Here is a 25,808-nt window from a genome sequence, read left to right on the forward strand (position 1 = left end):
TCTTCCTGATCGAAGGAAAGGATCAGACCGATGAGAGAGGAAACCATGTTCAGTCCTCAGATTTCGCGATTGCGGGCGTGGACTCTGTTGGCCGACCTCAACCGCTATGAAGCATGGCATCCCCACTATCGCTTTGGCGCGGGGGTCGTCGAACTTGGGAACAAGATCGACATGACTTGGACGCTGATGGGCAAGCAGGCATCGCTGGAAGCCAGAATTGTAGCCAATGATAAGCCCGATATCATCCGCTGGAGAGCAGCCACATTGCCGCTTTTCAGCATCGAAGAGGGGTATGAAATTTATGAGGATGAGACCGGTCTGCATGTCCGGCACAGCTTCGAATGCAAGGGCATCCTTGGATTGTTGGCACGCCCGCTAGCTACAGGCCTTCGCCGTCAAATGAGAACGCAGGACGCGAGTTTCATGGCGGCGGTGAAGCGCACGGTCCGCGCAGTCTCTCCAGCCAATCGCCACAAGCGGCGCTCGCTCAGCGTGATCAAGGGCAGGGGGAAGAGCGATGGTTGAGACCAAACCTGCCGGTGATCAGAGGATGGAGCGCAAAACGCTCTGGATCGTGCTGATCTTGAATGTCCTCATATCTGTTGCCTTCTTTGTCGTGGGCTTCACTGGAGACTCCAGCGCGCTCATCGCCAATGGCGTCGACAATCTGTCGGATGCTCTCGTCTATGCGCTGAGCCTTGTAGCTTTGAGCCGGGGACTCTTGTGGAAGAGCAGGGCGGCAATGTTCTCCGGCTCCATGCTGCTGGTCTTTGCAGTCGGCATCCTCATCGATGTCGGTCGTCGATATGTCTATGGCAGCGAGCCCATCGGCACGGCGATGATGGCGATGTCGGCAGTGGCAGCCGTCGTAAACTTCATTTGCCTGAGGCTTCTGCAACGGCTTGAGCAGCCCGACGTCAACATGCGTGCTGCGACCACCTTCAGCTTCAACGACTTCATCTCGAATGGCGGGATACTGATCGCAGGCGTGCTGGTCTGGTGGCTCGGCACAAACTGGCCGGATCTCCTTGTCGGCGTCGCGACTGCGCTGATCGCCATCAAGGGCGGGGTCGAAATCCTTCAGGACGCTCGTAGCGAAATTCGGGAGGCCAAAGGTCGCCCAGAAACCAAGGAAGTCTGACATGACGAACCGTACTTCTTCGAATGGACTTCCCTGTCCGGTCTGCAAAGTCGACCTCCTCATGAGCGAAAGGCAGGGTATCGAGATCGATTATTGTCCCCAGTGCCGCGGGGTTTGGCTCGACCGTGGTGAACTCGACAAGATCATCGAACGCAGCATCAGCGAAACTCAGCCGGCCGAACGGCGTGAAGGCACGCTGGGTGTGTTCGGCTCAAAGCATGGAAGCGATCGTGGCGATAGCCACGGATCTCGGGGCGGCCATCATGGTCGTCGCAAGGGCTTCCTGCGGGAACTGTTCGACTGATGACCAGCTTGGCCGCCGCACCTACCCCTGTGTGTGAGAACGGCCCCCGCCATGGGCGGCTTCCCTCGCCGTCCATGGCGACAGTTTATCCTCCGGATCCGGGAAACAATATGCGCCTGAAACAATATCGTTTGAGCCGTCTCTCCCTGACTGGAGGAGCCCTGATGCTCAGCCTGATGGGATGCCAGCAGAATAGCGGCGGTGATGAAAGTCGCCATGATCGTAACTCAACGCCAGCGTTAGTAGGCGAGCATCTCTATGTCTGCGAGGATGGCACCCAGCTCGATGGGGATTTCCTGGTCGACGGACTGACACTCGATCTGGCCATCCTACCGGATCAGAAGCCTATCCGGCTCACCGCGCCCGACACGGGCCTGACCTATGTCGGCAACAAGCTGAACGTCAGCCTGACCGGCGTAGACACGTTGAAGCTGGTACGCGCGGATCAGAAACCGCTGATCTGCAGGAGAACTCGGACGATCAGCAAGCAGGGACGCCTGCATCCACCCTGATGGTAACTGCTTTTACCGAAGATAGCGTGCCCCAACCAGGATGATGGTCATGATTGAAAAACTCCGCCTCGATGTCCCCCTGCTGCTCCCCGAAGTCATCGACACGGCTGATGGCTGCGTTTCGCGCCTGATATCCTTGATCGAAAGCCGTCCCGGCGTCTCTGAAGTGCATGTAACGAAGGAGCCAGCCGGTACACTGCCGCAGTTGTGCATCCACTATGATCCGGACGCGATCTCACTTCCGCGTATCCGGGAGCTGGCGAAGGCGGCGGGGACGCAGATCGCAGAGCGCATCGGCCATGTGGTGTGGGAGGTCGACGGCATCGGCCACCAGAGGCGGGCCAGGTCCATTGGCGAAACGCTTCGCGCGCTGTCAGGCGTGCTCGAAGCCGAAGCCATTCTTCCTGGGACAGTGCGGGTCGAGTTCGATCGTATGCTCACTTCGGAAGATGGAATTCTTACGGCGCTTCGCGATGCAGGTGTAAGCCCGAGGGCTCTCACCGCTCCGGACAAGAAGCCGTCGGCACATGACCATGACAAGGATCACGATCACCCGGCTGGCGAGAAGCACGACCATGATCATGGGCACGGCGGATTGCTTGGACCCAACACCGAGCTGATTTTCGCTTTGGCCTGCGGCGGCGCGCTGGGCGTGGGTTACCTCATCGAGACGTTCCTGCAGGCACCCGCCTGGGTTCCGTTCGCTCTCTTCATCGCTGCTTATGTCTTCGGCGGTTTCTACACCGTGCGTGAGGCTATCGAAAATCTGCGCCAGAAGCGCTTCGAGATCGACACGTTGATGCTTGTGGCAGCAGCAGGTGCGGCCGCTCTTGGGGCATGGGCCGAAGGTGCTTTGCTGCTGTTCCTCTTCAGTCTGGGGCATGCGCTAGAGCACTACGCCATGGGCCGCGCCAAGCGTGCAATCGAAGCGCTGGCCGAACTGGCGCCGCGGACGGCCACTGTTCGGCGCATGGATGGTGGCTCCAGTGTCGTGCCGGTCGAGGAACTGGTCCTCGGTGATGTCGTCATCATCAAGCCGGACGAACGCATCGCGGCCGATGGCTTCGTCATCAAGGGGAACTCTGCCGTCAATCAGGCGCCGGTTACCGGCGAAAGCATCCCCGTCGATAAGGAGCCTGTAGAAAGCCCTGAGGCGGCCCGAACCAATCCCGACCGTGTCGCGGCAGCAAGCCGGGTCTTCGCCGGCACAATCAATGGCAGCGGTTTGATCGAGATCGAGGTCACGCGGCTGTCGAGCGAAAGCACGCTCGCCAAGGTCGTGAAGATGGTCAGCGAAGCGGAAACGCAGAAATCGCCGACACAGCGGTTCACCGATCGTTTCGAGCGCTTCTTCGTGCCTGCGGTGCTTGTATTGGCGTTCCTGTTGCTGTTCGCATGGGTCGTCGTCGACGAGCCTTTCCGCGACAGTTTCTATAGGGCGATGGCCGTCCTTGTGGCCGCCAGCCCCTGCGCGCTGGCCATCGCGACGCCGAGCGCCGTGCTGTCGGGTGTTGCCCGTGCAGCGCGTGGCGGCGTCCTGGTGAAGGGCGGTGCCCCGCTCGAATTGCTGGGTTCGCTCGACGCTATCGCGTTCGACAAGACCGGCACGCTGACGATGGGTGAGCCGCGCATCCAGCAGATCATCCCGGCGCCTGGCGTCACCAGGGACGAGCTGATGGCGCTGGCGGTGGCTGTAGAAAGCCTCAGCGACCATCCCTTGGCCCAGGCAATTGCGCGAGATGGGCGCGAGCATATTGGCGATCATCCAGTTCCGGAGGCTGAAAATCTGAAAAGCCTCACGGGTCGCGGCATCTCGGCTCTTGTCGGTGAGGACGAAGTTCTCATTGGCAAGGCCGAGATGTTCGGCAGCGATGGCATCGCCCCGCTGTCCACCGAGATGGATGCTGCGATCAAGACGCTCCGGGAGGCAGGACAGACCAGCATGGTCGTGCGCAGCGGCTCGCGGGATATGGGGGCTATCGGTCTTCTGGATACGCCGCGCGAAGCAGCCCGCGCGGCGCTGGAACGCCTGCGCGAGATCGGCATCAAGCGGATGGTCATGATCTCGGGCGATCACCAGCGTGTGGCTGATGCCATAGGCAAGCAGGTCGGGATCGATGAAGCCTGGGGCGATCTCATGCCTGAAGACAAGGTCGAGGCCATCAAGAAGCTGCGAGCCGAGACCAAGGTCGCCATGGTCGGCGACGGCGTGAACGATGCACCAGCTATGGCGACCGCAACCGTGGGTATCGCCATGGGCGCAGCCGGCTCAGATGTTGCTTTGGAGACAGCCGATGTGGCGCTCATGGCCGACAATCTGTCGCACCTGCCGTTTGCGGTGGGCCTCAGCCGGAGCACGCGCTGGGTTATCAGGCAGAATGTGTTCGTCAGCCTGGGTGTCGTCGCCTTCCTCGTACCGGCGACCATCCTGGGTCTTGGCATCGGACCGGCTGTCGCCCTTCATGAAGGATCGACTCTGTTGGTGGTCATCAACGCGCTGCGGCTTCTGGCATATCGGGATCCGGTCCGTGCCTGAGCAGGGCGCGGGCCACCATCGAGACGCGACGTGAGGATCGGACGATTCGACGCCATCTTCGTCGGGACAGGCATATTGATATGCGTCGCGCTCGCTGTCGTGGGAGTGTGGGTGGTGTCCGGCGTACTGCACGCACCGCCCAATGATCCTCCCGCCGCGAAGCGTATGAACTTCACGATCCGGCCGGGCGAAACGCAGCGGGTAGCAGTCTATGTGGCGGGCGAGGGGACCGTACGGTTCGTGAGCGACAGTCTCGGGGCGAAGGTCCGCTATCGCCTTCGCCTGGAAGATGGGCACCAGGGCTCCATTCTTGCCGATACGATTGCTTCAGGCGCTCAGCGGGGGGAGTTACGCCCCCAGCATGGCAGCTTGTACGAATGGTCTTGGAACAACCTATCGCCCGGGCCGGTGCATGTAGGCTTCTTTGCCGAGGGCAATTTCGACATCCTGAACCGAACAGGCGCTCGTCAGCCTGAATCCTTGGTGGCCCCCTGATTTTAAGAATTGGGCGCTACACCTCTCACATCATAGACAATGGAGCACCGCGATGATCGTCGGAGCGCGTCCCCGCCTGCAGCAGATAATCCTCGAAATCTGGAAGCCACTGACCATCCTGTTTGCTTGGGATGTGGCAGTCACCATCTTCCACCGGTTCATGCCAATCAAGGAGCCCGCGCTGCCAGTCGCACTGTTCGGCACGGCCATAGCTTTGTTTCTCGGCTTCAGGACGAACGCCGCTTACGCCCGCTGGTGGGAGGCGCGCACCTTATGGGGCGCCTTGATCAATGCATCGCGCAGCATTGCCCGGTTGTGCCGCAATGTATTGCCAGCTGGCCCGGAAGCGGAGGCCATTGTGCTGCGGCAGATCTCTTTCGCGCACGCGATGCGGTGCCGGCTGCGGGGGCAGGATCCGACAGAGGATATTGAGCGGCTGGCGGGCAAGGAGGCGGCCGAAGTCGCTGCCGAGCGTACGAACCGCCCCAACGCGCTGCTCGAGGACATGTCTCGCATCGTGTCTGGAGCGCGGGCTGATGGAAAGATCGACACCATCCAGCAGTCCCTGTTCGAACGAGTGATGATCGACATCGCCAATGCCCAGGGTGGCATGGAGCGGATCAAGAACACGCCGCTGCCCAGCGGCTTCGAGTTTATGCCGAACTTCTTCACGCGGCTGTTCTGCGTGCTGTTACCGATCTCGTTGGTAGAGACGCTGGATCTCTACACACCGATAGGATCGACCCTGATCGGGATGATCTTCCTGGCTGCGTTGCGGATCGGGCAGGATCTGACGGACCCGTTTGCCAACACCGTCCATGACGTGCCGCTATCAACGATGTGTCGGACGATCGAAATCGACCTTTTGGAGTCTTTGGGGCGGAAGAGCCCGGGGCCGCTTCCTCCTGTGGCGGGAACGCAGTGGTAGGGTAGGGGATCAAAGGCCGGACGTAGCCGTTACACCCTCCAACAGGCCGTAAAGGGGCGGAAATCAATCGTTACGATCGAGTTGGGCGCCGGCGACAGACGGTTCCTATCTGCCTTGCGCCCCCATTCATTTGAAGGAGTATGAAGTGGCAACAGCAAGCGTAATCAACACGCAACCGACACCGGACGAGGCCCTGCAGCGCCTGGTCGATGGCAACGAAGCTTTCGTGGCCGATGCGCCGGTGCCGGCCGACTTGTCACGCGAGCGGCGCTTGGCGCTGGCAGAAGGTCAGCAGCCGTTTGCGACGCTGGTGGGCTGTTCGGACTCTCGCGTTGGCCCAGAACAGCTGTTCGGCGCCGGCCTCGGCGAACTGTTCATTGTCCGGACTGCCGGTAACAACGTGGACACCGCCGGCATGGGGTCAATCGAATATTCGGTGGCCGTGCTGAAGGTGCCGCTCATCGTCGTGCTGGGGCATGAAAAGTGCGGTGCCGTTGCGGCAGCCGCCGACGTCGTGACGAAGGACACACGGTTTCCGGGCAGCATCGCTCGTATGATCGAGCCGATCGTGCCGGCCGTTTTGGCGGCTCAGCGCAACGTTGGCGAAGACAAGCTGGTCGATACCGCGGTCGAGGAAAACGTCCGGCGCATGGTCGAACGTCTGCAGAAGTTTTCGGAGCCGATGCTGATAGAGCCGCAAGATCGTGGAGAGTTGAAGGTCGTGGGCGCTGTGTACGAGCTGTCAACGGGCCGGGTGCGCTGGCTATAAGGCGGCAAGCATCCCTGACGGACGTGATCGGAAATTGAACCGATCATGTCCGTTAAGATGGCATGGATATTGGAAGTGTAGGTAAGCTTTGATACGATTTCTCCAGTGGCATATCGTAACATGATCGATATCCACAGTTTTCGGCAAGAAAAGGGACGTCGCAGCCGAAAATCACTGTAGCGTCGTTGCCAAGATGTTCTATCATTGGCTCATGGGGAAGAAGATCACCGATAATCAGCTCATTGGCGAGCTGGGAGAAGCGGCCGTTCGCAAGCGGTTCCTGTCCATGGGCTTTCAGTTTGACCATCGCAGTCGACTGGAAGCCGGTATCGACGGGCTAGCTGAGGTCATGATTGAGGGTGAGCCGACAGCGCGGATGATCGCCGTCCAGATTAAGTCGACCAGGGCTGGTAAATACACGTCCGAGACGGAAACTGGGTTTACGTATCTCCTCGACGTGAAAGACCTTCAATATTGGAAGACGTCCAATTTGCCGGTCATCGTGGTGATGTATCGCGAAAGCGACGATAGCCATTATTGGGCTCAGGTTCAGTCGCAACCAGGCGTTGAGCAGCGCCGCCTCACTTTCGATAAGGCTCGGGACGTTCTCGACAAGTCATCTCTTGATAGGCTTGCGGCCCTGACGGTCCCTATCAACGGTTTTGGCTACTATGTGCCGCCGTTGGGCGGTGGTGAAACCGCATTGGTCAACCTGCTGCCGATCAAACTGCCGGCCGAGATATTCGTCGCGAGCACCCCTTTCGATCGCAAAAGCGCGATCAAAGAGATGTACGACACGGGTGAAACGGTGCGGTACGACTGGGTGATCAAGGATGGGACGTTTTGGTCGTTCCATGATCCCCGCGAAGCGGTGACTGGCGCCATAGTCGATCTGGACCAGGTGGAAGCCGTCGAGACCCGCATGATCGGATATCATGAGGACATCGACGAGCAGAACAACTTCGCGTTCCTGTTGCGTCAGACGCTCCAGCACCAGATGCAGGACGACCTGGCATGGGACAAAGATGGTCGGGTGTTTTATGTCAGGGCGCTTGAAGACAGCCAGCCTCGCACGTTCCATTATCAGTCCGCCAAGGTGAAGACGAAGGCCGACGTGGTGAACGTCATCATGAGCACCAAGGTGAAAGACAAGGTCGGCTTCGTGCGGCATCACGCCTTTGCACCCAAATTCGAGTGCATGATGGATCAGTGGTTCTTGATGGTCAGCCCGACCTACCACTTCACGACAAACGGCTACTATCGCCATCCATTCCCCGACGCGTTGCTGTCGGGGAAGAAGCGTTTGGAAAATAATGCGGCGATACGGGGGCAGGTGATCATGTGGCATCGTTTCCTCACAAAGAATGAGGAAGGTGGCACCGATCTGTTCGCCGAGCCTGTCGGGCCAGCAGTGGTGTTGCGCTTTGATCCACCCCCGGAGATCGAACTGCCAACGACCGTACCGGATGATGTCTGGGGACGGCAGCCGGCCGCAGAGCAAGATGATGGTGAGACGTCGGGGTCATTGTTCGATGAAGTTTGAATGTCGGATATTCGACGAGCCGCTGCTCGAGTTCGGCGACCAGCATAGCCATCAGGATCCTCGCCTCGGCCTAACCGACGCTGGTCCTTTACAGGCTCCGTTGGGCGATAAAATTCGCGTAGGTGTCGTAGGCGATGCCAAGACCGTCGAGGGCTCTAAGCAGTTCTTGGTGGCGGCGGCTAGCGGCTTTGCGTCGAAGGCGGAAAGCCATCCAAACATGAATCCCCATTTTCCGGGCCTTCATAACAACAACCCTTTCCGCTGTGGCTTTGAAATTGACGATGACGCTTGCAGCACGCTGACTAGAGCGCAGATCGATCGCATCCTGAAAGAGCCTCATCACGGCAAAGCCGTTGAGATGGCAGTTGATGCCATCATGGATAGTCTCCAGGCGATCGATGACAGCGGAAATCGACCTGATGTCGCATTAGTTGCGCTTCCGGTTGCCCTCATTGAGCGGGTCTGGAACGCCAAAACGGATGCCGATGGGACCACAGAGCAAGAAGATGCGGGCGGCTCTGATGCTCCTAATTTCCGGGGCCTGCTCAAGGCCAAGGCGATGCCGCTCAACTTCCCGATCCAGATCATCTGGGAAGACGTCATTGACGAGAAGGCCAAGATCCCTCGGAAGGTGAAGGTCAGCAGCGATCGGAAGATCCAGGATCAGGCCGGGCGGACCTGGAACCTGCTAACCACCCTCTACTACAAGGGAACGGGGCGTATCCCGTGGCGTCGTTTGCCGAAGGAAGGCGAGTTTCGCGCCTGTTACATCGGGGTCAGCTTTTACCGGGATGTCAGCGGCCAACAGCTTTGGACCAGTGCGGCTCAGATGTTCGACGAACGTGGCCGTGGGTTCATTTTGAAGGGCAAGCGGGCACAGACGGAGACGCGAGGCCGGCATCCTTACATGACCGAAAGCGACGCCTATGATCTGGTGAAGGGCGCGCTCAAAGCCTATCGCGACCATCACAAGCATCCGCCAGCGCGGGTGATCATTCTGAAAACATCGCGCTTTCGGGCTGAAGAGGCCGATGGCATCCTTCGCGCGCTCGACGAAGCAGAAACCGAGTTTCGCGATCTTGTCTGGGTCCAAGAGTCGTATGACGCCAAAATCCTAAGAGATGGCGATTATCCGGTTCTGCGAGGTACGTTCGTCGAGCTGGACGGCAAAGGGTTACTCTACACGAACGGCAGCATCCCGTATTACGGCACATATCCAGGCCTGTATGTGCCGCGGCCGCTGCTCCTATGTCCTCATCCTAGCAGCGACAGCACAGTGGCACAGATTGCTGATGAGGTCTTTTCGCTGACCAAGATCAACTGGAATTCAACCCAGATGAATCAGCGTCTACCGGTCCCCATTCGCGCTGCTCGTAAGGTCGGCGAGGTGCTGAAGTATCTGGAGGAGGGGCAGTCGGTTAGCGCTGACTATCGACGGTACATCTGATTTGGCGTTCAGATGATAGGCACCGATTATGGGTCTGTGGGAATTTATCCCACATTTTCGCGAATCCAGAAAATGTGGGATAAATCACGATATTCCTGTCGGTTATGCCACGGTCGCGACTTCGACGGTAAGGTGCTGGAGCTCATGAACGGGCACCAGGCGCCGTCGGATTTCCGCCGCATCCACGCCCGGTTGGGCAGCGACGCCGACAATCGCCGAGTGAGCTTCAGGGCCGACCTTCCACACGTGCAGGTCGGTGATCCGCGCATCGCCAGTCGTCTCGACCAACTCGCGGACTTCATCGGCTACGTGGCGATCGGTGCGATCTAGGAGAATGGCGGCTGTGTCGCGCATGAGCGACCATGACCAGCGCGCAATGACGATGGCACCGACGATGCCCATGACTGGATCCATCCATACCCAGCCCAAATAGCGGCCGGACAGAAGTGCTGCGATCGCTAGCACCGATGTCAGCGCATCGGCGAGCACGTGCATATAGGCGGAACGCAGATTGTTGTCGCCACCATGGCTGTGACCATGGTGATGTCCGTGACCATGGTGATGCCCATGGTCGTGACCGTGGCCGCCGGAGAGCAAAAAGGCCGAGGCTATGTTCACGAGCAGCCCGAGGATTGCGATCCATGTGGCTTCCGCGAAGGCGACGTTGATGGGTTCGAACAGTCGCATGACGGACTCGACGCCGATAGCGAGGGCTATGATACCCAGGACGAGGGCCGATGCGAACCCAGCGAGATCGCCGACCTTCCCGGTGCCGAAGCTGAAGTCGCCGTTATGAGCATGTCGTTTCGCATAGGCATAGGCACCGGCCGCAACACCAAGCGCCCCGGCATGGGTGGCCATATGGAAGCCGTCAGCCAGTAGGGCCATCGATCCTGTAGTGTAACCAGCGACGATCTCTGCCACCATCATGAGGGCGGTGAGCGCCACGACCCAGAGTGTCCGGCGGGCATTGTCGTCATGGCTGGCGGCCAGGAACATATGTTCGTGCGCCAGGTGGCCGGTGTCGGCCAGCACGGCGGTCTTGGTGCTCACTTGCTGTACCTCCGGATGATCGTGACGAGGTCCTCTGCGCCTTGCTGGCGTTCTTCGGGAGACAGGCCGTCGCGTGCGACATGGGCCTCCAGATGTTCGACGATGATCTCATCGAGAAGCCCATTCACGGCGCCGCGGACGGCTGCGACCAGATGGAGGACTTCGGTGCAATTCGCATTGCCGCCAAGCGCACGCTCTACTGCGCCAACCTGGCCCGCGATGCGCTTGATTCGCCCGAGTAGCGCGTCTCGGTTTTCATTGATGTGAGCCATTTTCCCTCGGCAGCCTCGATGTCATGCAGCAAATTGCTGCTGGTAGGACGATGCCGTATAGGGTAGGGGGGTAGGGTATTCAATTAAATTCGATGGAATGATCTGTGCGCTCGCCTTGCATTGACCTTTGTGGTTTCGACGCCTCATCCGGCTGGTGCCGTGGTTGCGGCCGTTCTCGTGAGGAAGTGCGCCGTTGGCGTAATCTGCGCCCGGGCGAGGCGCGCAAGGTTGCTGCGGATTTACCGCAGCGCCTGTCCAAACTGCGCGCAAAGGGCCTGACGAATGATCGCACCGACGACTGACCAGCTTTTCAGCTGATGTCGTCAGTGCGATGGGTGGCAAGCGGAAGCTGTTAGCCAGGCGCGACCTTCAACTGGTGATCGTCTCCGTATCGAATGCGGCAGGAATAGCCATGGCCGCACTCGGTGTGCATCTGCGATACAGCGGCTTTGGTTAGCCGCTGTATCTGGCCACTATCTTCGATTTCGATCCGTTCAACCGATTGGAAGTCGAAAGGTGCGACCGGCACATTTTCCCGACCCTGCTTGATGAGCACCCCGTAGTGCGCCGTGCCTTTGAAATAGGTCACCCGGATGTCATGGGAGCTTTCGTTCTTCCATCTGGGATGGACGGGACCGCATGCGGACAAGCATAGGGCCAAGGCGGTCAGTAAGATCGTCGGTTTCATGGTCTCAATTTCTTGCGGGATTGCTGTTCCTAACAAATCCGCCCTAACCGGGCATGAATGCCTAACCCTCAGGGGCGACGCGATCTGGTCGCATCAGCGCCATGTTCACCACATCGATCCAGTTCCCGCCCATGAAGAGCGCGTTGCGTGAGATGCCCTCTTCGACAAAACCCAGCCGATGGTACAGCCGCCGTGCGGGCTCGTTATGCGCGAAGACGGTCAGCTCGAGCCTGCTCAGGTTGAGATCGCGCCAGCAATATTCAATGGCGATTGCCATTGCGTCTGCTGCCAAGCCCTTGCCGCGGTCTTCGACCTCACCGATGCGGATGCCGATCAGGGCCGATCGATGGATGGCGTGGATTTTATGGATCTGGATGAATCCCACAATATGTGGAGCGTCCTGCACGCGAATAGCGAAGAAGACGCGTGAGGCGTCCTGATCGGCATTTAGCCAGAATGCTTCCTGATGCTGCCAGTTAAGCGGTCGGTAGGGTTCATTCAGGCGAGCGTCGTCGGCATTGTCCATCCAGCGGAACAGGCGCTCGAGATCGACAGGGAAAATGGGGCCGAGGGCCACGGTGTTGCCAAAGAGCATATTGGGTCTTTCATGATGTGCAGATGGCCGCGCGGATGGCGACCGAAGAGGAAGCTCGATCAGACTGGCTGGGGGCTAAGGCGCCTAAGCCACCATGTTCGGATGGCCCGCTCCGCAGGTGCCTCGATGCCGTGGTGCAGGAGGGCTGCCAGACCAAGCATCGTTGCCGACGTGACGATGACCCCCGCGAAGGGGCCTATCTGTGCGCGGTCGATTGCCCGGAGCAGCACGAAGCCGGCGTGATGGTGGATGAGATACAGCGGGTAGCTGAGAGCGCCGAGATACAGCAGAATAGGATGAGTGATCGCGGACAGGCGGCCGTTGATGGCCAGCCAAAGCATCACCTGAATTCCGACCCCGGCGATCAGGAAGGCGGCGCCGCCATTGAAGCCCAGTATCGCCAGCGCCATCGCGAAATAGGGAAGTTGGTCGAGATAGCGCCGTTGTGCTGACCACGCTCTGTAGGTGAGCACACCAATGGCGAAGAACGGGCTGTATTGGTTCACCAGGAGCATCTGTACCCGATACGGCGCTATCTCGGAGACGGAGGCGATCGCGCCAACTGCCATCCAACCAGCAAGCAGGTACTCGATGCGCACCCGCCTGCGCGCCGTCCATGCGAGGGCGGCGCAGATGTAGAAGGCAAGTTCGACAGTCAACGTCCAGTACACGCCATCGACAGACGGGACGAAGAAGAAGCCTTGCAACATGGTGAGGTTGATCAGGACCGTTTCGAATTCCGCCTGTAGACGTTCGGTCCCGCTCCATTGCACGACCAGCGTCGTGATCAGCACCGCCGCCCAATAGGCTGGGAAGAGCCGGGCAACACGCTTGATGGTGAAGTCGGCGATGCCCGCGGTGTTTTCCAGCGTCCGACTGATCACGAAACCGGAGATGCCGAAGAACAGGAAGACGCCATAGCCTCCGGCATCGAATCTCACGCCGATGTTGCGGTGCTCGGGAAAGAAGTCGGGATAGATCGAGGTGTAGTGGAACAGCATCACGCTGATCGCTGCGATCCCGCGCAGGACGTCGAGTTCCTTCAGCCTGTTCCTGAACGGGCCGCTGACCGGTTGTTGTTTAAGCCGATCAGAACGCACATCGACCTTCTGTTCAACGAGGGTCATGGCCGCCCCCCTTGAAAATCTTCCCAACCATGTTGCGGACATCTTGATAGAATGGGCCGGTATCGTCCTTGTCAAAGACGTAGTAGCGCATGTTTGGGCGCACGAAGTCCGCGAGGTAGGATCGCAGCTCCTGCAGGCGGCTATATTCAGCGACGCGCTCATCAACGCGAGAGCGCCTGATGAGCAGGCGCATGAGCCGCTTGGTTTCCGGAATCATATAGCGTGCCTGAATTATGTCTTGCCGGCCCACCGGCGCGTCAACGACCTGGCCCAGGACCGAACGTCGATAGGCTTCCCAGGCGAAGAGCGTGTCACAATGGCGAGTGAGCGGGAGGCTGCCCCAATACCGGCCGTTTACTTCCATGAGCCAATAGCGCTTCCGTGCCGCGTCATAGCGATACTCGACCATGGCGGGGCCCTCCCACTCCAATTCCTGAAGCAGGCGCTCCGACAATTTCATCTGGGCTTGATGCTGATGGAGTGGCTCGTTGTAGCAGAGCGTCGACACCCCGCCTTCCGGCGGCCATTCATGAAGGCGCACATGCTGAAAGCGCAGGGTCGCGCGATCACGCCTCATGTAGAGCATTTGGCCAAGCCCCACGCCATCGCAATAGGACTGGATCAGGGGCCAGCGGCCTATTGTTTGGAAGCGATCAAGCAAGCGGTCGAGTTGGCCGGCATTGCTGACGAACTCTGCCTTCTCCCATTTGAGGCCAGCCTCTTCGAGAAGGGGGAGGATGTCATTCGGGTTGTCCCATTTGGCGATGGCGGGGAAGCTCTGCTCAGCGATCCGCGCGGCGAAATCTTCGCCGGCTCGAGGTTGCCATGTCTGCGGCACGTCGAACCCGAGCTTTCTGGCTTCGCTCAGTGTGTCGCTCTTGCTGAGCGCCCGCTGCAATTGCTCCAAGCGGGGCGTCAGAACCTCGCACTTGCCAATGTACTTCGGTCCTGACGCCAGTTGCAGCAAATCGGCTTCGGACACAGCGAATAGTGCCATCGCGCCCGTGCGACGGACGATGTCGGGCATCCAGGACATGATTGGCCCGGCCGGACGGATGATGGCTTGCGAGCAATGTCGTGAGGCTGCAGCCATTGAGGTTGCGGCCGTACCGACGCCGATGACCGGCACGCCCTTTTGGCCGAGTTCACGGATGATGCTGAGATTGATCGCGCTATCGAGCCCGAGCACGATAGCAGGTGGGTGCGGACGCAAAGGACGCCCGCCAGAATGCGGTGTTGCCACAGAAGATGCCTTTCGAACGTGCCGAAGGCAGCGGCGTACGTAAAGCATCACAGCCGCTGCCAGACTGGCAGGTCAGACCAATCGGAAGGTCGGGCGCCCTGCGAAAAGGGCGCTGCGGCATCAGGCGGAGGGCGGCTCTAGCAGCGGAGGGGAGGGTACGATCGTCAGCTGTAGGTCATCAGACCGACGGAACTGACGCTTGAGAATACGGCGGTGCCGGTCGCCTACACCAGCTATCCTGACGTCGTCTGCTGATCCGTGCGTGTGATGACCGGTGTGACGGTGAGAACCGTCAGGAAGTTCGTCCGTCTGCCCATCAACCAGATCCGCCGGCTCAGTGTGCGCCTTACCTACTGGATCGGTATGGGTATATTCGTAATGATGTCCCTGAAGCGGCGCGTGCGGCAGGGCGGCTCCAGCCGCTCCTTGAGCGAGGATTGCCAGAACTGTCAGCATTATGCAGCGGATCAGCTGTGTCATGTCGCCTTGGCTCACATGCTCAGTTCGGGTTGCGCTCGGAGGCCTATAACAGAAATGGCGTTACAGATATCGTGAGATTGCCCGGAATTCTTCAACAGCCTTGGAGACGCCGCCGCTATCCTGGCTATGGCTGAGGCAATGATCGATATGGTCGTTGATCAGGGTCTTCTTGGCGTTGACGATCGCACTCTCGACTGCTTGCAACTGCTGAGCGATCTCGACGCAGGAGCGTCCTTCTTCGATCATTGTTACGATGCTGCGCAGGTGGCCGCCAGCGCGGTTCAATCGCTTTATGATCGCAGGGTGCGTCTCGTGCTGATGATCAGCCATGCAGAATCTACTCCAGGAATGAGGCTTGCAGTATCCTCCCCGGGGGGATACTGCAAGCCTCATTCATATCCCCCCGGGGAGGATGATTCGTGATGAGGTCATGCAATGCTTTCGGTGTTGAGCAATCGGACATACCGTCACCTGTTCCTGGCGCAGGTGGTGGCTTTGGTCGGAACCGGGCTGGCTACGGTCGCGCTGGGGCTGCTCGCCTATGACATTGCCGGCGGATCGGCAGGCGCAGTGCTGGGGACCGCGCTGGCCATCAAGATGATCGCCTATATTGGTGTGGCTCCCGTCGTAGGCGCCTTTGCCGACAGGCTGCCGCGTCGCGCCTTTCTCGTCACGATGGATGTGCTGCGCGCCGCCGTCGCGATCTGCCTGCCGTTCGTCAGCGAGATCTGGCAGATCTACGTCCTGATCTTCGTGCTTCAGTCTGCTTCGGCAGCGTTCACGCCCACTTTTCAGGCGACCATTCCCGATGTTCTGCCGGAAGAGCGCGACTATACCAAGGCGCTCGCCCTGTCGCGGCTGGCTTATGATATGGAAAGCCTGACGAGCCCGATGCTCGCGGCTGCCTTGCTGACTGTCATCAACTTCCACTGGTTATTCTCGGGCACGGCGGTCGGTTTCGTCGGTTCGGCCATTCTGGTCCTGTCGACCACCTTGCCTCGAGCGCTTAACCGTAAGGAAGTGCGCACCGGCATTTATGCCAAGACCACCAGGGGTATGCGGATTTACCTCAAGACGCCACGGCTGCGCGGCCTTCTCGCCTTGACCTTTGCGTCGGCGGCGGCGAGTTCGATGGTGATCGTCAACACTGTCGTCATTGTCCGGGACCAGCTTGGCCTTGGCCAGCGGGACGTTGCCTTCACACTAGCAGCCTTTGGTGGAGGCTCTATCCTCGCTGCGCTGGGGTTGCCCCGTATTCTCGACCGCATATCCGACCGCTCGATCATGATCACTGCCGCAGCAGTGCTGGCTTGGGGGCTTGCGATCATGGGTGCCCTCACGCACTGGTTCGGCAGTTCTTCCAACTATTGGTCCATACTGCTCGCGGGTTGGTTCGTCCTGGGTATGGCCTATTCGATGAGCGTCACCCCGTCGGGACGGCTATTGAAACGGTCGGCCAATGCGGAAGATCGGCCTGCACTCTTTGCGGCGCAGTTTGCCCTGAGCCACGGAAGCTGGTTGATCTGCTATCCGCTTGCTGGCCAGCTTGGCGCGAGAGAAAATCAGGTAATGACGTTCATTGCCATGTCGATCATCGCGCATTTTGGTGTGATCGCTGCTTATTTGCTGTGGCCGAGCGCGGATCCTGACGAACTTCCACATGATCACGTCGATCTTGATGCAGACCATCCCCACCTTCGGGACAAACATGGCCAAAGCGCTGGCCACGCCTATGTGATCGACGATCTTCATCAGCATTGGCCAAGATCATGACTCGTTCTTTCGGTCGATCCGGCTTGCCGAGTGCATGTGACGAAGATAGCGTGCGCGCCATGCGAGCATTGCACTCATCCCGGCGTAACAGCACGGCGCTTATATGGCGTCGGCGCGTGTCGACGCTGTGCGGCCTGCTCGCTTTGTTGGGTGTGACCCTGCTGACAACTTGGCATGACACCCTGCCTCAGGCGCATGCGGCCCAGCAGGTCGCGTCCAGCGTCGCCGATCACGACCATCACCATGACCGGCATGAGTCGAAAGACCAGCCTGACCTGGCAGACATGATGCACATTGCTGCACATGCCGCGCATCAGTCGACAGATCTCCCGTCGCAGCCCGTCATAGTTGCAGATGTTGCGCCGGTCGCTGGGCGTTGGGAGCTGTTCCACGCTGCCGCGTTGGGTTCCACGGGGCCAGCTTCTCTCTTGAGACCACCCGAGGCCTGATCCTTGGCGCGCATTTGCGCGCATCTTTTGATCAGACCTACGAGGGAATTACACAATGCAAGCCTTTCGAGGCCGGCTGCCGCGTATTGCGGTATCCGGCGCGGTCGTTGCGACCTGCCTTATGGCGGGTGGCACGGCTGCAAGCGCGCAAGTCGCGCCACCATTTGCCGAGCTTTTTCGGCAAACCAGCGAAGCGCCACGTCAATTGGAGCTCGAAGCCGAAGTAGATCGAGCCGAAGGATTGGCACGGCAGGCACGCGCCTATCCCAATCCGACCGTGAGCGTCATGACGGAGAATGTGGGCGGGCAACGCCCTTACAACCGCTTCGGTCGTGCGGAAAACACGCTCCAGGTAAACCAGCCGCTTGAGCTGTTCGGAAAGCGCTCCGCTCGCATTGCGGCAGGCGAAGCAGGCGTGGTCGCTGCTCAGGCGCGTACGCGTGACGGGCGGCTGTCCTATGCATATGAACTGGCGCGTGCCTATGCTGGCGCTGAAGTCGCCGATCGCAGGATCGGGCTGGCTGAAGATGAACTGGAAGAAGCAGAAGCGGATCTTAAGGCCGCCCGCGCTCTGGTTGAAGCGGGCAAGGAAGCTCGGCTTCGTGGCCTTCAGGCTGAAACCGAAGTGAATTCGCTGAGGGCTGTCGTCGATACGGCCAAAGCAGAGCGGGTTGGCGCCTATTCCCGCCTGACTGCGCTCAGTGGTCAGTCGGTGTCTTACTCGACTCTTGCCGAACCCATGTTGGACCGGCTGGCGCCGATGAAGGGGCAGGGGCCGATCGACCCGACGCAGACGGCTCCTTATCTGGCAGCGAAAGCTGACGCAGAAGCTGCCGCGCGGCGCGTAACATCCGCCAAGCGGCAGGCCATTCCTGACGTGACGGTGTCCGTCGGCGTTAGACGGCTTGAGGTCGATAACGCGAATGCTCTACTGGCAGCTGTGAGCGTGCCATTCCCGCTCTTCGACAGGAATCGCGGCAACATCGATGCCGCGCAGGCTGAACTGCGCGGCGCGCAGGCACGGGAGGCGGCAACCCGGTTGGAGGCCGAGGCTGCAATCCAGGCTTCGCTTGCCCTCAACGAAGCGGCAGACGCCAGAGCAGCGGCTGCGGATAGAACGCTATCCACGGCTGAAGAAAGCTATCGGCTTGCACGTATCGCCTATGAAGCGGGGAAGTCCCCGCTGATCGAATTGCTAGCTGCACGCCATGGCCTGGGAGCTGCTCGCGGCGTGGTGCTCGATGCCCGCGCTGCCCAGTTCGATGCCCGCGCCAGCCTTGCACGGCTTGAGGGCCGCACCATTACCGGAGAACCCGTCCAATGAAGTCCGACAACAAACTCTATGCCGGCGCTGCGGTCGGCCTCATTCTGGCGGCACTAGCCGGCTTCGGCGTGGCCCGCATGACAGCGCCCAGCGCACCGGTGGCTGAGGAAAGCGCTGTGGAAGCAGAGGCCCAGCCTGCCGATACCGTGGAAATTACTGCGGACGGCATCAAGACCTCGGCAATCTCGGTCGAAGCCGTCTCCGGCTCCAGTCTCTCGGGGATCGTCATGGCGAGCGCCACGGTCGAAGCTACGCCTGATGCCGAGGCTGTTCTAACCGCGCGAGCGCCAGGCACGGTGACGCGCATCTTCAAGCGTATCGGTGATACGGTTCAGGCCGGTGAGGCGATCGCGCTGGTGGAAAGTCGTGATGCCTCGGCAATCGCGGCCGATCGTGGGACTGCGGCGGCGCGCGCGACGCTGGCTGCGCGGCAATTGGCCCGCGAGAAGAGCCTGCTGGCGCAAGGTGTATCGGCGCGGGCGGACTATGAAACGGCCGAAGCCAATCTGGCGGTAGCCCGGGCCGAAGCGCGCCAGGCGGACGCGGCTGCGCGTGCAGCAAGAGTTGCTGGCGATGGCCGGTCCGTATCTGTCGTCAGTTCGGTCTCTGGCCGGATTACATCGGCAACGGCAAGTCTGGGTTCGTTCGTCCAGGCGGAGACTGAACTATTTCGGGTCGCAGATCCGCGCAGCATCCAGATTGAGGCTGCGGTTCCTGTGGCTGACGCTGGCCGGGTAAAGGCTGGCGATCGGGTGGAACTCACGACGTCCGACGGCCAGAAGGTGGAAGGGCGTGTGCGCTCGGCGACCGGTGTTGTCGACGCGCAGACCCGGCAAGCCACGGTCGTCATCACTCCGAGCGGCGGTGGCAGCGTGATCGCTCCAGGACAGCTTGTGCAGGCACGTATCTTCGCCAGCGGTGGTCAGGGTGCGAGCGGTGTCACGGTGCCACAGGATGCGGTCCAGACAGTCGGCGAACGGACAGTGGTTTTTGTTCGCACGCCCAAGGGCTTCAAGGCACAGACCGTTCAGGTCGCCAGTCGCAGTGGCGGCATGGTTGCGATTGCGGCTGGCCTGAAGGCGGGGCAGCAGATCGCGACGACCAACGCCTTCCTCCTCAAGGCTGAGCTTGAGAAGGAGTCGGCAGAATGATTGCGCGTATCCTCAGTCTATCCGTCAGGATGAGATGGGCGGTGTTGTTCCTGACACTCGCCATTGTCGGATTTGGCGGCTGGCAGATCACCAAGCTGCCGATCGACGCCGTCCCGGACATCACCAACCGTCAGGTGCAGGTCAACACCTTCAATCCCACGCTCGGCCCGGTCGACATGGAAAAGCAGGTGACTTATCCGGTCGAGACGGCCCTTGCCGGCATTCCAGGTCTCACCATGACCCGGTCGCTCACGCGCAACGGGTTCAGCCAGGTGACGGCGATCTTCACGGACAGCACGGACATCTTCTTTGCTCGCCAGCAGGTGACGGAGCGGCTGGCGCAGGCCAAGGACAGCCTGCCTGCCGGGGTGCAGCCCAATCTGGCGCCGCTCAGCACCGGCCTTGGCGAAATCTTCTTCTACTCGGTGGCATTTCGTCATCCCGATGGGAAGAACGTCAAGATCGTCAATGGTCAGCCGGGCTGGCAGTCGGACGGCAGCTACCTCACGCCTGAAGGCGAGCGACTGACCACCGAACTGGCGAAGGCGGCCTATCTGCGCACCGTGCAGGACTGGATCATCCGTCCGCAAATGCGCAATGTCAAAGGCGTAGCCGGCGTCGATTCCAACGGCGGCTTCGTGAAGCAGTATCTGGTGCAGCCCAATCTCAACGCGCTGGCCACCTATGGCCTGTCGGTGACGGAACTGGCTGATGCTCTCCAGCGGGCGAACCTGTCGGCAGGCTCCAACTACATCAAGCGAGCCGGGGAGAGTTTCCTGGTTCGCGCCGATGCGCGCCTGAAGTCGATTGAGGAAATCGAGGAGGCGGTCGTTGCGACCCGTGCTGGCGTGCCGGTCCGCGTGCGTGATGTCGGTGAAGTGGTCATCGGTGGCGCGGTCCGCACCGGTTCCGGCAGCCGCATGGGATCCGAAGCGGTGATCTCGACCGTCCTGATGCTGGTGGGCGACAATAGCCGCATCGTGGCGATGAGCGCGGCAGAGAAGCTCACGCAGATCAACAAGGGTCTGCCGCCAGACGTCTTTGCCGAGCCGGTCTATAACCGCTCGAAGCTGGTGAATGCGACCATTTCGACGGTCGAGAAGAACCTGACCGAAGGCGCGCTTCTCGTCATCGTGGTGCTTTTCCTGCTGCTCGGCAATATCCGCGCGGCGCTGATCACGGCGGCGGTCATTCCGGTGACCATGTTGATGACCGCCAGCGGTATGAACGCCATCGGGGAATCCGGCAACCTCATGAGTCTTGGCGCGCTCGACTTCGGTCTGATTGTCGACGGCGCCGTGATCATCGTGGAAAATGCGCTGCGACGGCTTGCCGAACGGCAGGAACATGAAGGGCGTCTGCTGACGTTGTCGGAGCGGCTGGGCGAGACGACGGAGGCTGCGGTCGAGATGGTTCGACCGACCGTTTACGGGCAGCTCATCATCTTCCTCGTGTTCGTGCCGCTGCTGACCTTCCAGGGTGTCGAGGGCAAGACCTTCTCACCGATGGCGGTTACGCTCATGATTGCTCTGGCCTCGGCCTTCATCCTCTCGATTACCTTTATCCCTGCGATGATCGCCATCGTGATCAAGGGGAAAGTGAGCGAGACGGAAGTGAAGCCGATCCGTTGGTTCAAGGAAAAGTACGAGCCGCTCCTGAAGAAAGCCGTGGCGCGTCCCTTGCCGTTCATTGCGGCCGGCGGTGGCATGTTCCTGGCAGCCGTCCTGTGCTTCGGCCTGCTGGGCGAGGAATTCATGCCCCAGCTTGACGAGAAGGACATAACGGTCACCAACTTCCGCGTGCCATCGGCTTCGATCGACCAGTCGACCGAGATGCAACTGCGGATCGAGAATACTCTCAAGACGCTGCCGGAAGTGGCGCTCGTCTTCTCGAAGAACGGCAACGCGGATCTGGGTACCGACCCGATGCCGCCAAACGCTTCGGACACCTATGTCATCCCCAAGCCCGAAAGTGAGTGGCCGTCGGATGTGAAGAGCAAGGACGATATCCTCAAGCGCATCGAAGCGAGGATGAAGCCCCTGATTGGCAACCGGACGGAAATCCAGCAGCCGATCCAGATGCGCTTCAACGAGCTTATCGCCGGCGTTCGGGCTGACGTGGCCATCAAGCTTTATGGCGATGACCTCGATCAGATGAGCCAGCAGGCGCAGCGCATTGCTGCGGTGGTTCGGAAGATCCCCGGTGCTGGCGATGTCAGTGCCGAGCAGACGTCCGGCGCGCCGACGTTTGACGTGAAGATCGATCGATTGGCGGTCGCACGTTACGGCCTTTCGGTCGAAGAGGTTGCCAATACCGTTGCGGCTGCTCTTGGGGGCCGGGAAGCCGGGCTGCTGTTCGAAGGTGACCGTCGCTTCTCGGTCGTGGTCCGTCTGCCTGATGCGCAGCGCGACGATCTGGAAACGCTGGGGTCCATCCCGGTGATGTTGCCTACCCCAGAAGGTCAGGTGGCAAGGTCCATCCCGCTCCGCGAGGTGGCACGGTTCAGCTTCACATCGGGGTTGAACCAGATCAGCCGCGAGAATGGCAAGCGTATGGTGATCGTGCAGATCAACGTGCGTGGCCGGGATCTGGGCGGCTTCGTCACAGAGGCGCAGCAGAAGGTGGGCGAACTCCAACTGCCTGCTGGCATGTACACCGATTGGGGCGGCACGTTCGAAAGCCTTCAGTCGGCGCGTCTGCGCCTGCTGATCGTGGTGCCGATCTGCTTCGCCGCGATCTTCGCACTTCTCTACATGGCATTAGGCGGCGCTATCCCAGCAGCGATCGTGTTTAGTGCGGTGCCCATGGCTCTCGCGGGCGGTGTTTTCGCTCTGCTGCTGCGCGGGATTCCGTTCTCCATCACGGCTGCGGTGGGCTTCATTGCCCTCTCCGGTGTCGCTGTTCTGAATGGCCTCGTCATGATGAGTGCCATCCGCAAATATCGAGAGGATGGGGCAGAGGAGGATCAGGCGATCATCGGCGGTGCGATGGAGCGCGTGCGGCCGGTGCTGATGACTGCGCTCGTGGCAAGTCTCGGCTTCGTGCCGATGGCCCTCGCTACGGGGACGGGAGCCGAAGTGCAGCGACCGCTTGCCACGGTGGTCATTGGTGGCCTCATCACGTCGACGGCGCTGACGTTACTCGTGTTGCCGGCGATCACGGCATTCATGGGGCGCCTCAAAAAGAAACAGGCGCAAGAGTCGTCGGGTAATTCCGAACCGGCAACTGCGTAATCGAAAGGCAGGCGGCGGCGGAGCTGCCGCCTGCTTCACCTATGATTTGCTCAACGCCAGACCCTCGAGGATTGGAAAGTGCCATGTTCCTTGACGAACGTTCTCGATTTTCTGTCCGGTCAGGCCAGCTGGCTATCGTGATGATGGCGGCGCTGGCGGCCGGGTCATGTTCATCTGGCGATGGCAATGGCCAACTCAGTCCCGACGACCAGGCGCTGCTCAGTGATCGCGAAGCGCATCATGAATTTCAGTGCAATGATGGCTCCCTTCTCCACGCGGCGTACCGCGATGAGGGGCTGGTGATGATCCTGAGTGGACCCGCGCAACCGCAGCCGATCCGCCTGACTGCTCCGGCTCAGGGGCTGACCTATGTCGGGGAAGGCATCACTGCCACGATCACCAATCGCGTCCTGCGCATCAGCGAAGTAAACCGGCCGGAGCGCACCTGCACCTCGGGCAAGCCCTTGGGCCTTAGCCCTGTAGAACCAGCCGACGACTTGGTTCGTGACGAGAATAGGTCATCTGACGCTCGCAATTTTGTTGAGAATCATTCGCGATAATCTATCGTGTGTGCGGTTTGGCGCCCGTTGAACGGCCGTTTGGATGAATGAGAGAAGGAAGGAGTGGCGAATGCGAACTTATCCATTCCTCTCTGTCCTGCTCGTAATCGCTATGATGATCTCACACGGCTCGTTGCTGACCGTGTCACAGCATTTCCACAAAAGCGACCGATCATCCGTTGAGGCTACTACAGAGCATCAACATTTTTCAGAAAACCATGAGGAGCCGGGCAGCGCTACAGGAGGCGGTCACGTTCATCTAGTCGGTGATCGCGTGCCAGATGACCATGGGCTGAAACCTGTCCCAACTGGGAAGGCTATCCATAGCGGCGCGCATCGCCAGCCTTTTATGGCGCCATTCACCATGGCTCCGCTACTCGAGCCGCCATCGATATCCTGAAGCATGGCAGTGCGAGGCGTTGGTCTCGCACTTGGTGCTGATCTGCCGGCGTCGAGGCGCTGGCGACCATACGGATATCTATATGAAACTCAGACTGGCTCGACCGTGGGCATGTTATGCTGCGGTCTTTACAGCCTTGGCGTTTTTCGTCGTCGATGTGGCCTTGGCCCATGGCGTTGCGGAAGGCGACAAAGGCTATATCGAAGAAACGACCGGCCCTCAGATAGGGGCATTTCTCTATCTCGGCGCCAAGCACATGGTCACCGGATATGACCATTTGCTGTTCCTGTTCGGCGTCATCTTCTTCCTCTACCGGATGCGCGAGGTCGCGTCCTACGTCACGCTGTTCGCCATCGGCCACAGCACGACCCTGATTGCAGGGGTGCTGCTGGGCACCAATGTCAGCGCCTATCTCGTCGATGCGATCATCGGCTTGTCGGTCGTCTACAAGGCGCTCGACAATCTCGGGGCGTTTCAGCGCTGGTTTGGGTTCCAGCCGAATACAAAGGCGGCCGTGCTGATCTTCGGCTTCTTCCACGGCTTCGGTCTGGCGACGAAGCTGCAGGATTTCGCGCTATCGTCTGATGGTCTGATCACCAATCTCATCGCTTTCAACGTCGGCGTCGAGATGGGCCAAATCCTGGCTCTGTCGGCCATCCTCATCATCATGGGATATTGGCGGCGCACGCGCAGCTTCGCCAAACATGCCTTCACCGCGAACGTCGTGCTGATGACCGCCGGCTTCGTTCTCACCGGCTATCAGCTCGCCGGCTTGTTCCTGGGAGATCCTTCATGACCCGTCCCCACTCGCCCATGCCGGGCGAACTGCCCACCCTTAGCCAACTGAATCGGGCTACACTCATCGCTTTCGGTGCCGCTGCGGCCATCCTGGTGACGGCCGTGCTGCCAGCGGAATATGGCGTCGATCCGACCGGCGTCGGTGGCGCCCTCGGCCTCACCCCGATGGGCGAGATGAAGCAGGCTGAACATGATGCTGCGCCAGTGGCGTCGTCCGCACCGGCTACGCCAACGGCGTCCAAGCCGGCCGTGGCTGCCCCGGGTGAACCGGTCCAGGTCGTCATTACGCTCAAGCCCAACGAAGGGCGCGAGATCAAGGCAGTAATGACCGCCGGCAGCGCGATGCGCTACGCTTGGAAAACCGATGGCGCGAAGATCCGCTACGAATTGCATGGCGAGGAATTCAACGCGCCTGAAGGTGAATACACCAGCTACGAGAAGGGCACGTCGGCCGGTGAAAGCGGATCTTTCACAGCCCCCTTCGACGGTACGCATGGCTGGTACTGGAAGAACAAGACCAGCGAGCCTGTCACCATCACTGCATCTGCGACCGGTGGCTTTTCCGCCTTCGCAGCCAAGCCCTGACCCAACTCATAATAAGAGAAGGAAAATCTGATGCGTAAATTCATTATCGCAGCTGCCGTTGTTCTCGCTCCCGTGTCCCCGGTGATGGCGCATGGCAATCATGATGAAGAAGAGCAGGATCGTCCTGTTCAGCAGGTGGCGAAGGACAATGTCATCAAGCTCATCACCAAGGGCACATTGCCGGCGAGCTGGTCAAAGGCGAAGTTCGTGGAAACGAAGTCGCGGACCGTTCAGGGCGCCCGTCAGGATGTGGTGATCTTCCGCAACGAAGCTGAACCGGAAGCTCGCAAGCTGCTGTACGTCGCGTTGAAGCCGGACGGCACCTTTGATTTGCCCCCACCGAGTGGACCGATTGGTTTGTTAGTGCATTAAGCTCATCGCCGCCATATCCGGACGGAGGTG

General features: G+C 60.1%; 27 protein-coding genes. 20 read left to right on the plus strand and 7 right to left on the minus strand.

All coding sequences use genetic code 11. The annotated features are described in order from the left end of the window. The first annotated feature begins 30 nt into the window (after nt 1-30). From AC0KVN_RS24895 to AC0KVN_RS24940, 10 genes are all read left to right on the plus strand, one after another. Nucleotides 31-525, plus strand: a complete 495-nt coding sequence (locus AC0KVN_RS24895) for an SRPBCC family protein (RefSeq protein ID WP_048938607.1) — start codon at nt 31-33, stop codon at nt 523-525. Further along, nucleotides 518-1,141, plus strand: coding sequence for a cation efflux transmembrane domain-containing protein (locus AC0KVN_RS24900; protein WP_048938608.1), 624 nt, complete (start codon nt 518-520; stop codon nt 1,139-1,141). Before AC0KVN_RS24895 ends, AC0KVN_RS24900 begins: the two co-directional genes overlap by 8 nt. 61 nt (nt 1,142-1,202) lie before the next feature. After that, complete coding sequence (locus AC0KVN_RS24905; protein ID WP_048938609.1) at nt 1,203-1,445, plus strand: TFIIB-type zinc ribbon-containing protein; 243 nt, start codon at nt 1,203-1,205, stop codon at nt 1,443-1,445. A gap of 164 nt (nt 1,446-1,609) precedes the next feature. Further along, complete coding sequence (locus AC0KVN_RS24910) at nt 1,610-1,957, plus strand: hypothetical protein (protein ID WP_037510780.1); 348 nt, start codon at nt 1,610-1,612, stop codon at nt 1,955-1,957. A 49-nt stretch (nt 1,958-2,006) separates the two neighbouring features. After that, entirely contained in the window at nt 2,007-4,493 is a 2,487-nt protein-coding gene (locus AC0KVN_RS24915; protein WP_182115411.1) for a heavy metal translocating P-type ATPase, read from the plus strand. A gap of 30 nt (nt 4,494-4,523) precedes the next feature. Next, nucleotides 4,524-4,988: a hypothetical protein gene (locus AC0KVN_RS24920; RefSeq protein ID WP_037510718.1), complete on the plus strand. Its 465-nt coding sequence runs from the start codon at nt 4,524-4,526 to the stop codon at nt 4,986-4,988. A 52-nt stretch (nt 4,989-5,040) separates the two neighbouring features. Continuing rightward, on the plus strand, nt 5,041-5,916 hold the full coding sequence (locus AC0KVN_RS24925; RefSeq protein WP_037510716.1) for a bestrophin family protein: 876 nt from the start codon (nt 5,041-5,043) through the stop codon (nt 5,914-5,916). 145 nt (nt 5,917-6,061) lie between these two features. Continuing rightward, a complete protein-coding gene (locus AC0KVN_RS24930) occupies nt 6,062-6,685 on the plus strand; it encodes a carbonic anhydrase (protein WP_037510777.1) in 624 nt (207 codons plus the stop codon). Between the two features lie 211 nt (nt 6,686-6,896). Continuing rightward, nucleotides 6,897-8,228, plus strand: a complete 1,332-nt coding sequence (locus tag AC0KVN_RS24935) for a DUF4365 domain-containing protein (protein WP_483656460.1) — start codon at nt 6,897-6,899, stop codon at nt 8,226-8,228. After that, nucleotides 8,218-9,675 carry an argonaute/piwi family protein gene (locus tag AC0KVN_RS24940; protein ID WP_483656461.1) on the plus strand — a complete coding sequence of 486 codons (1,458 nt, stop codon included), beginning with the start codon at nt 8,218-8,220 and terminating at the stop codon, nt 9,673-9,675. Before AC0KVN_RS24935 ends, AC0KVN_RS24940 begins: the two co-directional genes overlap by 11 nt. Nucleotides 9,676-9,777: 102 nt before the next feature. Here AC0KVN_RS24940 and dmeF read toward each other — a convergent pair whose 3' ends face one another. Both dmeF and AC0KVN_RS24950 read right to left on the minus strand, forming a co-directional pair. Further along, on the minus strand, nt 9,778-10,674 hold the full coding sequence (gene dmeF, locus AC0KVN_RS24945) for a CDF family Co(II)/Ni(II) efflux transporter DmeF (protein WP_051156962.1): 897 nt from the start codon (nt 10,672-10,674) through the stop codon (nt 9,778-9,780). 50 nt (nt 10,675-10,724) lie between these two features. Next, on the minus strand, nt 10,725-11,000 hold the full coding sequence (locus AC0KVN_RS24950; protein ID WP_004210808.1) for a metal/formaldehyde-sensitive transcriptional repressor: 276 nt from the start codon (nt 10,998-11,000) through the stop codon (nt 10,725-10,727). 104 nt (nt 11,001-11,104) lie between these two features. Here AC0KVN_RS24950 and AC0KVN_RS24955 point away from each other — a divergent pair, with 104 nt between their 5' ends. Further along, on the plus strand, nt 11,105-11,302 hold the full coding sequence (locus tag AC0KVN_RS24955; protein ID WP_037480019.1) for a DUF1289 domain-containing protein: 198 nt from the start codon (nt 11,105-11,107) through the stop codon (nt 11,300-11,302). A gap of 50 nt (nt 11,303-11,352) precedes the next feature. Here AC0KVN_RS24955 and AC0KVN_RS24960 read toward each other — a convergent pair whose 3' ends face one another. The 5 genes from AC0KVN_RS24960 to AC0KVN_RS24980 form a co-directional block, all read right to left on the minus strand. Further along, nucleotides 11,353-11,688: a hypothetical protein gene (locus AC0KVN_RS24960; protein WP_004210810.1), complete on the minus strand. Its 336-nt coding sequence runs from the start codon at nt 11,686-11,688 to the stop codon at nt 11,353-11,355. A gap of 61 nt (nt 11,689-11,749) precedes the next feature. Next, nucleotides 11,750-12,283 (minus strand): GNAT family N-acetyltransferase, encoded by a 534-nt coding sequence (locus AC0KVN_RS24965; protein ID WP_004210811.1) that lies wholly within the window; start codon nt 12,281-12,283, stop codon nt 11,750-11,752. Between the two features lie 59 nt (nt 12,284-12,342). After that, on the minus strand, nt 12,343-13,410 hold the full coding sequence (locus AC0KVN_RS24970; RefSeq protein WP_483656462.1) for an acyltransferase family protein: 1,068 nt from the start codon (nt 13,408-13,410) through the stop codon (nt 12,343-12,345). Beyond that, nucleotides 13,397-14,446, minus strand: a complete 1,050-nt coding sequence (locus AC0KVN_RS24975) for an ATP-grasp domain-containing protein (protein WP_004210813.1) — start codon at nt 14,444-14,446, stop codon at nt 13,397-13,399. The genes AC0KVN_RS24970 and AC0KVN_RS24975 overlap by 14 nt, the downstream gene beginning before the upstream one ends. 747 nt (nt 14,447-15,193) lie before the next feature. Further along, nucleotides 15,194-15,463, minus strand: a complete 270-nt coding sequence (locus AC0KVN_RS24980; protein ID WP_004210814.1) for a metal-sensing transcriptional repressor — start codon at nt 15,461-15,463, stop codon at nt 15,194-15,196. A gap of 105 nt (nt 15,464-15,568) precedes the next feature. On the opposite strand from AC0KVN_RS24980, the gene AC0KVN_RS24985 reads away from it, so the two are divergent. The 9 genes from AC0KVN_RS24985 to AC0KVN_RS25025 all read left to right on the plus strand — a co-directional run bounded on the left by AC0KVN_RS24985 (nt 15,569) and on the right by AC0KVN_RS25025 (nt 25,778). Next, nucleotides 15,569-16,906, plus strand: coding sequence for an MFS transporter (locus tag AC0KVN_RS24985; protein ID WP_004210815.1), 1,338 nt, complete (start codon nt 15,569-15,571; stop codon nt 16,904-16,906). 116 nt (nt 16,907-17,022) lie between these two features. Then, on the plus strand, nt 17,023-17,355 hold the full coding sequence (locus AC0KVN_RS24990) for a hypothetical protein (RefSeq protein ID WP_037491068.1): 333 nt from the start codon (nt 17,023-17,025) through the stop codon (nt 17,353-17,355). 55 nt (nt 17,356-17,410) lie between these two features. Continuing rightward, nucleotides 17,411-18,679, plus strand: a complete 1,269-nt coding sequence (locus AC0KVN_RS24995; protein WP_009821107.1) for a TolC family protein — start codon at nt 17,411-17,413, stop codon at nt 18,677-18,679. Further along, complete coding sequence (locus AC0KVN_RS25000; RefSeq protein WP_004210818.1) at nt 18,676-19,830, plus strand: efflux RND transporter periplasmic adaptor subunit; 1,155 nt, start codon at nt 18,676-18,678, stop codon at nt 19,828-19,830. The genes AC0KVN_RS24995 and AC0KVN_RS25000 overlap by 4 nt, the downstream gene beginning before the upstream one ends. Next, complete coding sequence (locus AC0KVN_RS25005) at nt 19,827-23,063, plus strand: efflux RND transporter permease subunit (RefSeq protein ID WP_004210819.1); 3,237 nt, start codon at nt 19,827-19,829, stop codon at nt 23,061-23,063. Before AC0KVN_RS25000 ends, AC0KVN_RS25005 begins: the two co-directional genes overlap by 4 nt. A gap of 83 nt (nt 23,064-23,146) precedes the next feature. Continuing rightward, complete coding sequence (locus AC0KVN_RS25010) at nt 23,147-23,623, plus strand: hypothetical protein (protein WP_004210821.1); 477 nt, start codon at nt 23,147-23,149, stop codon at nt 23,621-23,623. A gap of 482 nt (nt 23,624-24,105) precedes the next feature. Next, complete coding sequence (locus AC0KVN_RS25015) at nt 24,106-24,819, plus strand: HupE/UreJ family protein (RefSeq protein ID WP_004210822.1); 714 nt, start codon at nt 24,106-24,108, stop codon at nt 24,817-24,819. Next, complete coding sequence (locus AC0KVN_RS25020) at nt 24,816-25,406, plus strand: hypothetical protein (RefSeq protein WP_004210823.1); 591 nt, start codon at nt 24,816-24,818, stop codon at nt 25,404-25,406. Before AC0KVN_RS25015 ends, AC0KVN_RS25020 begins: the two co-directional genes overlap by 4 nt. Before the next feature lie 30 nt (nt 25,407-25,436). After that, entirely contained in the window at nt 25,437-25,778 is a 342-nt protein-coding gene (locus AC0KVN_RS25025) for a DUF6488 family protein (protein WP_483656463.1), read from the plus strand. The last annotated feature ends 30 nt before the right edge of the window (nt 25,779-25,808 follow it).

This window comes from Sphingobium sp. SG1 (genome assembly GCF_057063145.1).

Excerpts from the sequence above, each read along its gene's own strand:
- AC0KVN_RS24895 (WP_048938607.1), top strand. The coding sequence starts at position 31 with ATGAGAGAGGAAACCATGTTCAGTCCTCAGATTTCGCGATTGCGGGCG.
- AC0KVN_RS24900 (WP_048938608.1), top strand. The coding sequence starts at position 518 with ATGGTTGAGACCAAACCTGCCGGTGATCAGAGGATGGAGCGCAAAACG.
- AC0KVN_RS24905 (WP_048938609.1), top strand. The coding sequence starts at position 1,203 with ATGAGCGAAAGGCAGGGTATCGAGATCGATTATTGTCCCCAGTGCCGC.
- AC0KVN_RS24910 (WP_037510780.1), top strand. The coding sequence starts at position 1,610 with ATGCTCAGCCTGATGGGATGCCAGCAGAATAGCGGCGGTGATGAAAGT.
- AC0KVN_RS24915 (WP_182115411.1), top strand. The coding sequence starts at position 2,007 with ATGATTGAAAAACTCCGCCTCGATGTCCCCCTGCTGCTCCCCGAAGTC.
- AC0KVN_RS24925 (WP_037510716.1), top strand. The coding sequence starts at position 5,041 with ATGATCGTCGGAGCGCGTCCCCGCCTGCAGCAGATAATCCTCGAAATC.
- AC0KVN_RS24935 (WP_483656460.1), top strand. The coding sequence starts at position 6,897 with ATGGGGAAGAAGATCACCGATAATCAGCTCATTGGCGAGCTGGGAGAA.
- AC0KVN_RS24940 (WP_483656461.1), top strand. The coding sequence starts at position 8,218 with ATGAAGTTTGAATGTCGGATATTCGACGAGCCGCTGCTCGAGTTCGGC.
- dmeF (WP_051156962.1), bottom strand. The coding sequence starts at position 10,674 with ATGTTCCTGGCCGCCAGCCATGACGACAATGCCCGCCGGACACTCTGG.
- AC0KVN_RS24950 (WP_004210808.1), bottom strand. The coding sequence starts at position 11,000 with ATGGCTCACATCAATGAAAACCGAGACGCGCTACTCGGGCGAATCAAG.
- AC0KVN_RS24960 (WP_004210810.1), bottom strand. The coding sequence starts at position 11,688 with ATGAAACCGACGATCTTACTGACCGCCTTGGCCCTATGCTTGTCCGCA.
- AC0KVN_RS24965 (WP_004210811.1), bottom strand. The coding sequence starts at position 12,283 with ATGCTCTTTGGCAACACCGTGGCCCTCGGCCCCATTTTCCCTGTCGAT.
- AC0KVN_RS24970 (WP_483656462.1), bottom strand. The coding sequence starts at position 13,410 with ATGACCCTCGTTGAACAGAAGGTCGATGTGCGTTCTGATCGGCTTAAA.
- AC0KVN_RS24975 (WP_004210813.1), bottom strand. The coding sequence starts at position 14,446 with ATGTCCTGGATGCCCGACATCGTCCGTCGCACGGGCGCGATGGCACTA.
- AC0KVN_RS24980 (WP_004210814.1), bottom strand. The coding sequence starts at position 15,463 with ATGGCTGATCATCAGCACGAGACGCACCCTGCGATCATAAAGCGATTG.
- AC0KVN_RS24985 (WP_004210815.1), top strand. The coding sequence starts at position 15,569 with ATGCTTTCGGTGTTGAGCAATCGGACATACCGTCACCTGTTCCTGGCG.
- AC0KVN_RS24995 (WP_009821107.1), top strand. The coding sequence starts at position 17,411 with ATGCAAGCCTTTCGAGGCCGGCTGCCGCGTATTGCGGTATCCGGCGCG.
- AC0KVN_RS25000 (WP_004210818.1), top strand. The coding sequence starts at position 18,676 with ATGAAGTCCGACAACAAACTCTATGCCGGCGCTGCGGTCGGCCTCATT.
- AC0KVN_RS25005 (WP_004210819.1), top strand. The coding sequence starts at position 19,827 with ATGATTGCGCGTATCCTCAGTCTATCCGTCAGGATGAGATGGGCGGTG.
- AC0KVN_RS25010 (WP_004210821.1), top strand. The coding sequence starts at position 23,147 with ATGTTCCTTGACGAACGTTCTCGATTTTCTGTCCGGTCAGGCCAGCTG.
- AC0KVN_RS25015 (WP_004210822.1), top strand. The coding sequence starts at position 24,106 with ATGAAACTCAGACTGGCTCGACCGTGGGCATGTTATGCTGCGGTCTTT.
- AC0KVN_RS25020 (WP_004210823.1), top strand. The coding sequence starts at position 24,816 with ATGACCCGTCCCCACTCGCCCATGCCGGGCGAACTGCCCACCCTTAGC.
- AC0KVN_RS25025 (WP_483656463.1), top strand. The coding sequence starts at position 25,437 with ATGCGTAAATTCATTATCGCAGCTGCCGTTGTTCTCGCTCCCGTGTCC.